General features: G+C 29.2%; 10 protein-coding genes. 7 read left to right on the top strand and 3 right to left on the bottom strand.

The window, feature by feature from the left end:
- Positions 1 to 3 precede the first annotated feature (3 nt).
- A complete protein-coding gene (gene tsaE, locus ACJJVK_RS15250) occupies positions 4 to 411 on the bottom strand; it encodes a tRNA (adenosine(37)-N6)-threonylcarbamoyltransferase complex ATPase subunit type 1 TsaE (protein ID WP_405567534.1) in 408 nt (135 codons plus the stop codon).
- A 178-nt stretch (positions 412 to 589) separates the two neighbouring features.
- Here tsaE and ACJJVK_RS15245 point away from each other — a divergent pair, with 178 nt between their 5' ends.
- Together ACJJVK_RS15245 and ACJJVK_RS15240 are read left to right on the top strand one after the other, a co-directional pair.
- Positions 590 to 4,975, top strand: coding sequence for a BspA family leucine-rich repeat surface protein (locus ACJJVK_RS15245; RefSeq protein ID WP_405567531.1), 4,386 nt, complete (start codon positions 590 to 592; stop codon positions 4,973 to 4,975).
- A 7-nt stretch (positions 4,976 to 4,982) separates the two neighbouring features.
- On the top strand, positions 4,983 to 5,150 hold the full coding sequence (locus ACJJVK_RS15240; protein WP_405567529.1) for a hypothetical protein: 168 nt from the start codon (positions 4,983 to 4,985) through the stop codon (positions 5,148 to 5,150).
- A 77-nt stretch (positions 5,151 to 5,227) separates the two neighbouring features.
- Here the strand turns inward: ACJJVK_RS15240 and ACJJVK_RS15235 are convergent, their stop codons facing one another.
- Both ACJJVK_RS15235 and ACJJVK_RS15230 read right to left on the bottom strand, forming a co-directional pair.
- A complete protein-coding gene (locus tag ACJJVK_RS15235) occupies positions 5,228 to 5,797 on the bottom strand; it encodes a DUF1287 domain-containing protein (protein WP_405567526.1) in 570 nt (189 codons plus the stop codon).
- Between the two features lie 22 nt (positions 5,798 to 5,819).
- Positions 5,820 to 7,367 carry a response regulator gene (locus ACJJVK_RS15230; RefSeq protein ID WP_405567525.1) on the bottom strand — a complete coding sequence of 516 codons (1,548 nt, stop codon included), beginning with the start codon at positions 7,365 to 7,367 and terminating at the stop codon, positions 5,820 to 5,822.
- Between the two features lie 250 nt (positions 7,368 to 7,617).
- Here ACJJVK_RS15230 and ACJJVK_RS15225 point away from each other — a divergent pair, with 250 nt between their 5' ends.
- From ACJJVK_RS15225 to efp, 5 genes are read left to right on the top strand one after another with little or no spacing between them, the layout of a single operon-like run.
- Positions 7,618 to 8,841, top strand: coding sequence for an HD domain-containing protein (locus ACJJVK_RS15225; RefSeq protein ID WP_405567523.1), 1,224 nt, complete (start codon positions 7,618 to 7,620; stop codon positions 8,839 to 8,841).
- Positions 8,842 to 8,886: 45 nt separating this feature from the next.
- On the top strand, positions 8,887 to 9,927 hold the full coding sequence (gene lpxD / locus ACJJVK_RS15220; protein ID WP_405567521.1) for a UDP-3-O-(3-hydroxymyristoyl)glucosamine N-acyltransferase: 1,041 nt from the start codon (positions 8,887 to 8,889) through the stop codon (positions 9,925 to 9,927).
- Complete coding sequence (locus tag ACJJVK_RS15215) at positions 9,920 to 11,311, top strand: bifunctional UDP-3-O-[3-hydroxymyristoyl] N-acetylglucosamine deacetylase/3-hydroxyacyl-ACP dehydratase (RefSeq protein WP_215994745.1); 1,392 nt, start codon at positions 9,920 to 9,922, stop codon at positions 11,309 to 11,311. Before lpxD ends, ACJJVK_RS15215 begins: the two co-directional genes overlap by 8 nt.
- A gap of 3 nt (positions 11,312 to 11,314) precedes the next feature.
- Entirely contained in the window at positions 11,315 to 12,100 is a 786-nt protein-coding gene (gene lpxA, locus ACJJVK_RS15210) for an acyl-ACP--UDP-N-acetylglucosamine O-acyltransferase (protein WP_215994744.1), read from the top strand.
- Between the two features lie 9 nt (positions 12,101 to 12,109).
- The gene (gene efp / locus ACJJVK_RS15205) at positions 12,110 to 12,676 is read left to right on the top strand and encodes an elongation factor P (protein WP_215994743.1); all 567 of its coding nucleotides are present in this window, start codon (positions 12,110 to 12,112) and stop codon (positions 12,674 to 12,676) included.
- The last annotated feature ends 35 nt before the right edge of the window (positions 12,677 to 12,711 follow it).

Raw genomic sequence — 12,711 nt, 5'->3', positions numbered from 1 at the left:
TGGTTATTTAAGTTTTATGTTACGTTGGTTGTCATCTAATGTAGTAAGATGGATTACAACAGCATCTAAAGGTAATAAATTTTTGATATTTTCTGGCCATTCAATTAAACACCAATTATCAGAATAAAAATATTCTTCTATGCCCATATCTAAAGCTTCTTCTTCGTCATTAATTCTATAAAAATCAAAATGATAAACGATTTCATTTTTTTCTGATTGATACTCATTAACCAGTGAAAAAGTAGGAGAGGAGATGTTATCTAAAACCCCCAATTGTTTGCAAATTTCTTTAATTAGTGTTGTTTTACCAACCCCCATTTCTCCGTAAAATAATAGTGTTTTATTATTTACTGATGAGATAAGTTCTGATGCGATTTCAGATAAGTTATGTATAGAATAGTTTTTATTCATAGTAGCACAAAAATAGTGAAGTTATTGAATAAAAACAGATTTTGTCAAAATCTTAATTATTACATAAAAAAAAGTGATTTTCATAAAAATCAGTGAGTTGAAGTTTTTAAAATACCTATTAGTAGGTATTGTAATAATGTATTTATTATCAAATATTTGAAAAAATAAATATATAATTATGAAATTGAAATTACTTTTCACATTGCTATTTTTAACAGCAATAGAGATAGTTGGTCAGTGGACCCTAACTCAAAATAATCTTCTTGGAGATACGAATAGAGACGTATTTGGTAAGTCTGTGTCAATATCTGGTGATGGATCCAGAATTATTGTTGGTGCTCCACAAAATGATGGAGCTGAACATGGTAAAGGGTATATTAGAGTTTTCGATAAAAATACAGGGGAATATCTTCAATTAGGAAGCGATATAATAGGAGATAATCTTGGCGATGAATTTGGTTTTTCTGTAGATATTTCAAATGATGGAAATATAATTGCTGTAGGAGCACCTTTAAATGATGGAAGTACACCTTATAGTAATATTGGTTCTGTTAAAATATATCAATATATAAGTTCTAATTGGGTACAACTTGGTAGTGAAATTATTGGAGAAGCAACTGGCGATGAATTTGGTTATTCTGTTAGTTTAAATAGTACAGGTAATATCATTGCTATTGGTGCAAGAAGAAATGATACTGATGGAGTTGGATATGATAATGATGGACATGTTAAAGTTTATCAATTGGAAAGTGGGAATTGGTCTCAAATTGGAAATGATATTGATGGAACAGATGGGAAACAATATGGAGCGTCTGTAAGTATATCTGATGATGGAAATATTTTGGTAATGGGTTCACAAATAAATGGAGCAGGCGCAAAAGTGTTTGAAAATAATGCAGGAAATTGGCAACAAGTTGGTTCTGAATTATTAGGAGCAAGTAGTTCAGAAGGTTTTGGAAATGAGGTAGACATATCTGGCGATGGTGAAATAATAGCAATTGGAGCCCCTAATTCTAGTGGAACAGGGTACGTTAAGATATATAAAAAAAGTGCAGGGAGTTGGTCTCAGATAGGTGCCACTATTAGTAGTGATCAAGGCAGGGATAGTTTTGGGAAAAGCTTAAGCCTTTCTTTTGATGGGGATGTAATTGCAGTAGGTGCTCCTTTTAACAGCAATCCTTATTCAAATTCAGGTTCAGTTAAAATATTTATAAATGAAAACGATATATGGTCGCAAATAGACAATGAAATAGAGTCTATTGAGGCTAATGATTATCGACGACAAATAGGTAGCTCAGTAAGCCTATCTTCAAATGGTACGATTCTAGCAATTGGTGTTCCAGAATTAAATGGTACAGGATTTGGTAGTGCTGGCCCTGGAATGATAAGAGTGTATGAAAATGATAGTTTTATACCTAACCCTTTCATCACCAAATGGAAAACAACTGCTGCAAACGAACTTTTATGGATACCATTAACTAGCAATAGTAAAAACTTTACTATAGACTGGGGAGATGGTAATTCTGAATTTTTTGAATATTGGGGTAGTCCATATAATAATATAAGACATACTTATCAATCAGCAGGTGAATATATAATTAAAATTTCAGGTGAAGTTGCAGGTATAGAATTTACGTATTTAAGCAATGCTCAAAAACTATTAGAAGTATTAAACTGGGGTAATGTTGAGTGGTCTGAAAAATTGTCATTTGCCAAATGTACTAATATGGATATAACTGCTTTAGATACTCCTGATTTAACCAGTTTAACCAGTTTAGAAGAAGCTTTTTATACCTGTTATGCTTTAGTTGGAAACAACAGTTTTAAAAATTGGGATGTTTCTTCAATTACAAATATGCATAAAATGTTTGCAAATACGGATAATTTTAATCAAGATATTAGTACTTGGGATATAAGTAATGTTACAAATTTATCAAGTATGTTCTATTCTTCTAAGGTTTTTAACCAAAATATTGGAAGTTGGGATACAAATAAGGTAGCAGATATGTCAGAGATATTTTCTTATGCAACCAATTTTAATCAAGATATTGGAAATTGGGACACAAGTAAAGTTACAGATATGTCAGAAATGTTTTATAATGCTACTAATTTTAATCAAGATATTGGAGGATGGGATACTAGTAGTGTAAGTGGTATATCTAGTGTATTCACAGACGCTATGTATAGAATGTTTAATGGAGCAATAAAATTTAATCAAGATATCAGTTCTTGGGATACTAGCAAGGTAACTAGTATGATGGGAATGTTTTCTGGAGCTACAAGTTTTAATCAAAATTTAGGAGTTTGGGATATTAGCAATGTCGTCTATGTTGAAGAGATGTTTTCTGGAGCAATAAATTTTAATCAAGATATTAGTTCTTGGGATATTTCAAAAGTTACTTCATTAGCAAATATATTTAAAGGAGCTACTAAATTTAATAAAAATTTAAATTCTTGGGATACAAGTAGTATCACTTTTATGTCTGGTGTTTTTTCTGGGGCAACAAATTTTAACCAAGATATCAGTTCATGGGATACAAGTAATGTTACTTATATGACAAGAATGTTTGAAGAAGCAACTAGTTTTAATCAAGATATCAGTTCATGGGATGTGGGTGAGGTAAAATATATGGCATCTATGTTTGAAGGAGCAACCAATTTTAATCAAAATATTAGTAATTGGCAAGTTGATAAATGTTTGGATACAAAAGAGATGTTTTTAAATGCTAACAGTTTTAACCAAGATTTGAGTAATTGGAATATTGGTAAGGTTTATACAATGCTTTCAATGTTTGATAACTCAGGAATCTCTGTAATTAATTATGACAAAACTCTTAAAGGTTGGAGTGCATTATCTTCTTTAAAATCTAATATTAATTTAGGAGCATTAAATATAAATTATTGTAATTCAGAAACAGAAAGAACAAAATTAATCAATGATTACAATTGGACATTTACAGGCGATAGTAAAGACTGCTCTTCCATAAATACTCCAACAAATGTAGATGGTATGTGGAACGATCCTGCAAACTGGTCTAATGGTGTTGTGCCCTCAGCAACAGACAATGTTGTAATTCCTGCAACAACAACCTTACAAATAAGTGCAGATATATCTGAGGTAAACTCTTTGGAAAATGAAGGAACTATTATTATCAACCCAACCTTTTCCTTAAAATCTATGAGTAATATGGTAAATAATGGTACTATTGTTATGGATTCAGATAATGGAGATAGTTCAGTTTTATTTATTGAAGGTACATCTACAGGAGAAGTTGTTTATAAACGAGGAGGTTTAATAGCCAATAAATGGAGTTTAGTTACACCACCAGTTTCTGGCCAAAAAATAAAAGAATTTGCTACAAATACAGACAATGATATTCGTACTAACGAAACCGTTTCTCCTGTACGTTATGCTGTTGGTTTTTATGATGATTCTCAAGACTTAGGTAATGAATGGGTGTATTATGATACTTCTATAGATGAAAATCAAACCTTTACAGCTGGACAAAGTTATGCAATATCTAGAGCTACAGATGGTGCTGTTAGTTTTACAGGTACTTTAACTACAAGTAATTTAACAAGAACGTTACAACCAGGTGAGTGGAATGCAATTGGTAATCCGTTTACAACCTATTATCCTGCAAATAAAAATGGAGCAAGTAGTTTTATAAATGATAATTATGATATTCTAGATGATAATTTTAAAGGAATTTATGTTTGGGATAATACACAAAACAAATATGTTGCTGCTAGTGAAACTGACATAGAAAATAAATCGTTAACTCCTGGTCAAGGTTTCTTTATTAAAGTAAAAGAAGGTGAATTTGAAATTGATTTTAACGAAGCTAAACGTACATTAAAGCCTGTAACAGGTGATACCGATTTTAATAAAACACAACAAAAATATATTCAACTTTTTGCGGACAATGGTAGCAATAAAGTAGAAACTAATATTAAGTTTTTTCAAAACGCAACCAATGGATTTGATGTAGGTTTAGATATTGGTAATTTTGATGCATCTTTCGATTTATTTACAAAACTGGTAGATTTTAGTAATGCTAAAAACTATACAATTCAATCATTACCAAATGAATTAAATGAAGATATGATAATTCCGTTAGGTGTTTCTGCAAATAATATGGAGGTGGTTTTTTCTGCTAAGCATTTAAATTTAGAACAAACAACAAGTTTATATTTAGAAGATAAGATTACAAAATCATTTGTAGATATTACCAACGAAAATGATACTTATACAGTTAATTTTAGTGATTCTGATATTACAAAAGATAGATTTTACTTACATATTTTACCAAATAAATCTCTTTATGTAGAAAGTAATATTTACGATAATTTAAAGATGTATGCCAACAATAAAATATTGTATGTAAGAGGTTTAAAAACAGTATCAAAAATGGAAATTTTTAATACAATTGGTCAAAAAGTTTTTGTTAAGTCTTTAAGTTCAGATGAAGATATAGATTTATCAAACTTAAAAACAGGTGTATATACGATCAAATTAAATTCGAACAATAGTAATTTTGTGAAAAAAGTAATTTTAAATTAAAAACATTATGAAAAATAAAAATAATAAAGAGATTACAAGAAAAGAAGCAATTAAGAAAATAGGAAATTATTCTAAATATACAGCTTTAACAGCTATTGGAACTTATTTAATTTTAAATCCTAAAAAAGCTCAAGCTTTTAGTGCTGCACCCACAGATTTAGGAACAGGGTTCTAAATTAATAATAAATTTTAAAAGTTAAAAAGAGGAACATTTATGTTCCTCTTTTTTATTGATACTATTTTAAAATGCTTTCAATTAAAATATCGATAATGACCAATAATCTTAAAACTAAACAAACAATCTTCTAAAACTTGTCCAGAACCAATATTATGGACAATTAAAAACCGTTGATTGTCTTTAGATTTTTTATTTACAACAATTCCTGTATGAGTAATTGCACCACCTAAATTCCAACAAATTATATCACCAGGTTTGTAATCATTTGGGTTTTTAGTAATTGGTTTTACAACTCCTTTTCTAGAAAAGAAAGTCATTAAATTAGGTACTCTTCTATGGTCTATATTTTTATCAGTACTTTTTAATCCCCAAATTTTAGGATAGAGATTAAAGTTATTCTTCATGTCTAAATGAACTTTCTTTTGTAAATCAATACCTAATTTTCGGTAAGCTCTTATAATAACATCTGTACAAACACCTTTTCCTTTAGGTACATCTCCATTTGGGTAAGCAATAGAAAAATAACTAGGGTCGTAAACTACGTTGTCTTTTGTTAATTCTAAAGCAGCATTAGAAAGTTTGTCTTCTTGAGCAAAAGAAATTTGAAATAAACTTATAAATAAAATTAAAAATAACTTTTTCATTAACCTTAACTAATTACTACTTTTATTTAGGACTATAAACAGCACAAGGTATAATTACTTCTTCTAAAGAAACACCTCCATGTTGATACGTGTTTTTGTAATACTTCACAAAGTGATTAAAGTTATTTGGGTACGCAAAAAACAAATCTTCTTTCGCAAAAATAAACGGACTATTCATAGCCACTGTTGGTAAAAATATGTCTTTAGGATTACGAACTGCAAAAACATCTTTATCTTCATAACTCAAGCTTCTACCAGTTTTATAACGTAAATTAGAACTGATGTTTTTATCGCCAATTACTTTTGTAGGATGTTTACAGTTAATTGTTCCATGATCTGTAGTAATAATTAATTTCTGTCCTAAATTTTGAGCTTTCTGAATAATTTCGAACAAGGGAGAATTCTTAAACCAACTTAAAGTTAAACTTCTATACGCTTTGTCATCGCCTGCCAATTCTTTAATTACTTCCATTTCTGTTTTAGAATGCGAAAGCATATCAACAAAATTATAAACAACTGTTGTTAAGTCATTTTGTTTGGTACCGTTAAAATTATCTGCTAATTCTTTTCCGCTTTTTAAAGAAGTAATTTTGTAATATTCGTGTTTAATATTTAAACTTAATCTTTTTATTTGGGCAGATAAAAATTCATCCTCAAACATATTCATTCCACCTTCATCAGTATCATTTTTCCAAAAATTTGGATGACGTTTTTCCATTTCTGATGGCATTAAGCCAGAAAAAATGGCATTTCTTGCATATTGAGTTGCTGTTGGCAGAATAGAAAAATAAGAATATTCTTCGTCTTTTTTGTAATGATTGTTAATCAATGGTTCTAAAATTCTGTATTGATCGTAACGTAAATTATCAATCACAACCCATAAAACACCTTGATCTTTATTTAATTCTGGCACTACATAATCTTTAAATAGAGTATGTGAAAAAGTAGGTTTATCATGAGCCGTTAAAAAACCTTCATAATTCTTTTTGATAAATTTAAAAAACTGATTGTTAGCTTCTTGTTTTTGACTTTCTAAAATGCCTAACATTCCAGGGTCACTAATGTTTTCTAACTCTAATTCCCAGTGAATTAGTTTTTTATATAAATCAATCCATTCCTCATAAGAATTTACCATTGCCAAATCCATAGAAATTTTTCGAAACTCTTGCTGATAACTAGAAGTTGTTTTTTCAGAAACCAAACGAGAATGATCTAAATTTTTCTTTAAGCTCAATAAAATCTGATTCGGATTTACAGGTTTAATTAAATAATCAGCAATTTTAGAACCTATGGCTTCTTCCATAATATACTCTTCTTCGCTTTTTGTAATCATTACAACAGGTAAATTTGCCTGTTTCTGTTTAATTTCTCCAAGTGTATCCAAGCCAGTTAAGCCAGGCATATTTTCATCTAAAAAAACAATATCAAAATTCGTTTCATCAACTAAATCAATAGCATCAGCACCATTTGTACAAGTTGTAACTTTATAGTTTTTACGTTCTAGAAAAAGAATATGAGGCTTTAATAATTCGATTTCATCATCCACCCATAAAATTTGTATGCTACTCATATATTTTTAAATTTTAATTTTCAAGGTTAAATGTACCATTTTGTTATATTTTTCTGTAGGTTAAAATGATAAAATATTGCTAATTTTAATTGATAAAGTAATCAATAATTAATAATCAATAATCAGAAAATGATAAAATAACTATCAATTTAAAACAATTTTGATAATTTTTATACAAAACCAATATGTAAAACTTGTGATTTAAAGGCATTAAATCGTACTTTGCATTTAGATTGATAAAACACATCTTTTGAAGAAAAAAAAGCCTAATAAACTTAAAATATTAAACGATCCTATTTACGGATTTATTCAAATTCCGAATTCTTTAATTTTTGATATTATAGAACATCCATATTTTCAGCGTTTAAGAAGAATTGCACAAATGGGTTTGTCTAATTTGGTGTATCCAGGAGCAAATCATACACGTTTTCATCATGCTTTGGGTTGTATTCATCTAATGGAAAAAGCTGTTAGAGTGCTACGTTTTAAGCAAATAGAAATTTCTAAAGACGAAGAAAATGCTGTTTATATCGCTATTTTATTGCATGATATTGGTCATGGTGCTTTTTCTCATGCATTAGAGCATAGTATTGTTAGCGGAATTTCGCACGAAGAAATTTCCTTAAAGTTTATGAAGAAGTTAAATGAAGAATTTGATGGGGAATTAGATTTAGCAATAAATATTTTTGAAGGTAATTATCATCGTAAATTTTTATGTCAATTAATTTCTAGTCAATTAGACATAGATCGTTTAGATTACTTAAAAAGAGATAGTTTTTATACAGGTGTAACTGAAGGTAATATTTCATCAGACAGATTAATAGCAATGATGAATGTTAAAGATGATGAATTAGTTATAGAACAAAAAGGAATATATTCTGCAGAAAAGTTTTTAATTGCCAGACGTTTAATGTATTGGCAAGTATATTTACATAAAACAGGTTTGGTTGCAGAAAATATGTTGGTTAATGTTTTAAAAAGAGCAAAAGAATTGGCAGAAAAAGGAGTGGAGCTATATGCAAGTACAGCTTTAAACTATTTTTTATATAATAAGATAAACCAAGATAATTTTACAGAAGAAACTTTAGAAATGTTTTCTAAATTAGATGATTATGATGTATTGTCTGCAATAAAAGAATGGGTACATCATAAAGATAAAGTTTTATCATTATTATCTAAAATGATTGTAGATCGTAAACTATTAAGAATAGAAATTCAGAATAAACCATTTGTAAAGAATTACATCAATAAAAAGAAAAATAAGTTTTCTAAGAAATTAGAAATATCAGAACTAGATATAGATTATTTTATATTTTCTCAAGAAATAAGAAACTTAGCATATCAAACAGATAAGCCAATTTATATTTTAAATAAAAAAGGAAAGTTAAAAGATATTGCAAAAGCATCAGATCAATTAAACTTGCAAGCACTCACAAAACCAGTAATAAAACACTTTATTTGTTATCCAAAGTAAAATGAGATTAGCCAAATACCTATAAATTTTATACTTTTGCGTTTGATGAAATTTACAGCACAACAAATAGCAGATATTTTAGAAGGTAAAGTAGTTGGTAATCCTGATGAAGAAGTTTCTAAATTATCTAAAATAGAAGAAGGAGAAAAAGGATCTTTAACCTTTTTGTCTAACCCAAAATATGATCCATATTTATACACAACAAATGCTTCTATTGCTATTGTAAATGAAGATTTTAAATTAGAAAAAGAAATATCAACAACACTTATTAAAGTAGAAAATGCTTACAAATCATTTTCTAAATTATTAGAATTTTACAACGAAGTAAAAAATAATAAAACAGGTAGAGAAACACCACATTTTATTGCAGATTCTGCAAAAGTGGGTACAAATGAATATTTAGGAGCATTTTCTTATATAGGAGAAAATGTAATAATTGGCAATAATGTAAAAATATATCCTAATTGTTATATAGGCGATAATTCTATTATTGGTGATAATTGTATGATTTTTGCTGGAGTAAAAATCTATTCAGAAACTCAAATAGGGAACCATTGTAAAATACATTCAGGTAGCATTATTGGTTCTGATGGTTTTGGATTTGCACCAAATAATGATGGAGAGTTTAATGCAATTCCTCAAATAGGAAATGTAATTATAGAAGATCATGTAGATATAGGTTCTGGTTGTACAATAGATAGAGCAACTTTAGGATCAACAATAATAAGAAAAGGCGTAAAATTAGACAACCAAATACAAATTGCCCATAATGTAGAAATTGGTAAAAATACTGTAATTGCTGCGTTAACAGGGGTTGCAGGCTCTACTAAAATTGGCGAAAATTGTATGATTGGTGGTCAAGTTGGTATTGCAGGACATTTAACTTTAGGTAATAATTTACAAATACAAGCTCAATCTGGTATCAGTAAAAATTTAAAAGATGGTTTAAAAGTGCAAGGTACACCAGCTTTTAATTATGGAGATTATTTTAAAGCTTATGTACATTTTAAAAACTTGCCAACAGTAGTAGAATCAGTTAATAAATTAGAAAAAAGACTAAATACTCTAAGTAAAAAGCATGAGTAAGAAACAAAAAACAATAGAATCAGAAATTACTTTATCAGGTGTAGGTTTGCACACTGGTAATAATGTATCAATGACCCTAAAACCAGCTCCAATAAATCATGGTTTTGCTTTTAGTAGAGTAGATTTAGAAGGTACACCAGTAATTGAAGCAAAAGCTGAATATGTAGTTACCACTCAAAGAGGTACTAATTTAGAAAAAAATGGTGTTCAAATACAAACTTCAGAACACGTTTTAGCAGCAGCAGTAGGTTTAGATATAGATAATCTGTTAATTGAAATAGATGCATCAGAACCACCAATTATGGACGGTTCATCTAAGTACTTTGTAGAAGCTTTAGAAAAAGCAGGTATAAAAGAACAAGATGCAGAAGTAGAAGAATATGTAGTAAAAGAAATAATTTCTTATAAAGATGATGTTTCTGGTAGCGAAATTATTTTAATGCCTTCAGATGAATACCAAGTAACAACTATGGTAGATTTTGGTACTAAAATTTTAGGAACTCAAAATGCTACTTTAGAAGATATTTCTGATTTTAAAGAAGAAATTGCAGATGCAAGAACTTTTAGTTTTTTACACGAAATTGAAATGTTGCTAGAAAATGATCTTATTAAAGGAGGTGATTTAAATAATGCAATTGTTTATGTTGATAAAGAATTGTCTGATAATACAATGCAGAAATTAAAAAAAGCATTTAAAAAAGACAATATTTCTATAAAACCAAACGGAATTCTAGACAACCTAACTTTACATTGGGCAAATGAAGCTGCTCGTCATAAATTATTAGATGTTATAGGTGATTTAGCTTTAGTAGGTACAAGAATAAAAGGTAAAGTAATAGCAAACAAACCAGGGCATTTAATAAATACTCAGTTTGCAAAGAAATTGGCAAAAATTATAAAAACAGAAAAGAGAAACTATGTTCCTCAATACGATTTAAATGCGCCACCTTTATTAGATATTCATCAAATAATGGATATTTTACCTCACAGACCACCATTTTTAATGATAGATAGAATTTTAGAGCTATCAGATAAACATGTAGTTGGTATGAAAAATGTTACAATGAACGAAAACTTCTTTGTTGGTCATTTTCCTGGAGCACCAGTTATGCCTGGAGTTTTACAGGTAGAAGCTATGGCACAATGTGGTGGAGTCTTAGTTTTAAGTACTGTACCAGATCCAGAAAACTACTTAACTTATTTTATGAAAATGGATAAAGTTAAGTTTAAGCAAAAGGTTTTACCTGGAGATACTTTAACATTTAAAGCTGAGTTAATAACACCTATAAGAAGGGGTATTTGTCATATGCAAGCTTATGCTTATGCAAACGGAAAATTAGTAGCAGAAGCAGAATTAATGGCTCAAATAGCAAGAAAAAATTAAAATATGAATCAGCCTTTAGCTTATGTACACCCCCAAGCAAAAATTGCAAGAAATGTTGTAATAGAACCTTTTACTACCATACATAGTAATGTAACAATTGGTTCTGGAACTTGGATTGGTTCTAACGTAACAATTATGGAAGGTGCAAGAATTGGTGAAAATTGTAGAATTTTTCCAGGATCAGTAATTTCCGCTATTCCACAAGATTTAAAGTTTAATGACGAAGAAACAACAGTAGAAATTGGTAATAATGTTACAGTTAGAGAATGTGTTACTATAAATAGAGGTACCAAAGATAGATTAAAAACTGTTGTAGGTAACAATTGTTTAATAATGGCATATTGTCATATAGCTCATGATTGTTTTGTGGGTGATAATTGTATTTTCTCTAACAATACCACTTTAGCTGGCCATGTTACTATAGGTAGTAATGTAGTTTTAGCAGGTATGGTTGCTGTGCATCAATTTGCATCTGTTGGTAATCATGCATTTGTTACGGGTGGTTCTTTAGTAAGAAAAGATGTACCTCCTTATGTAAAAGCAGCAAGAGAACCTTTATCTTATGTAGGTATTAATTCTGTAGGTTTAAGAAGAAGAGGGTATACCACAGAAAAAATTAGAGAAATTCAAGCAATATTTAGAATTCTATTTCAAAGAAACTACAACAATTCTCAAGCAATAGATATTATAGAAGCAGAAATGGAAGCAACTCCTGAACGTGATGAAATCATACAGTTTATTAAAGATTCTCACAGAGGAATAATGAAAGGATATTATAAAGCAAATTAAATTATATAAATGGCAACAACATCAGATATTAGAAACGGATTATGTATTAGGTATAACAATGATATCTATAAAATTGTAGAATTTTTACACGTAAAACCAGGTAAAGGTCCTGCTTTTGTAAGAACAAAATTAAAAAGTGTTACCAATGGTAAAGTAGTAGATAACACTTTTCCTGCAGGTAGAAAAATAGATGATGTAAGAGTAGAAACACATAAGTTTCAGTTTTTATATAATGATGGTGAATTTTATCATTTCATGAACGAGCAAGACTATAGTCAAATAAGATTATTAGAGGCCGCTTTAGATTCACCAGATTTAATGAAAGAAGGTGAGATAGTTACAATAATCATCAATTCTGAAGATGATATGCCATTATCTGTAGAAATGCCTTTAAGCGTCATTTTAGAGGTTACGCATACAGAACCAGGTGTTAAAGGTAATACAGCTACAAATGCAACAAAACCAGCAACTGTAGAAACAGGAGCTTCTGTAAATGTACCTTTATTTATTAATGAAGGTGATAAAATTAAGGTAGAGACTACAAAAGGAACTTACCAAGAACGTATTAAAGAGTAAAAAAACTTTTAGCAATTAGCTTTTAGCTAATAGCG

Origin of the sequence: Polaribacter sp. Asnod6-C07 (assembly GCF_045063625.1) — a bacterium.
Lineage (GTDB): Bacteria > Bacteroidota > Bacteroidia > Flavobacteriales > Flavobacteriaceae > Polaribacter > Polaribacter vadi_A.
Note: the sequence above shows the minus strand (reverse complement) of the source record. Positions and strands in the feature narration are given on the sequence as shown.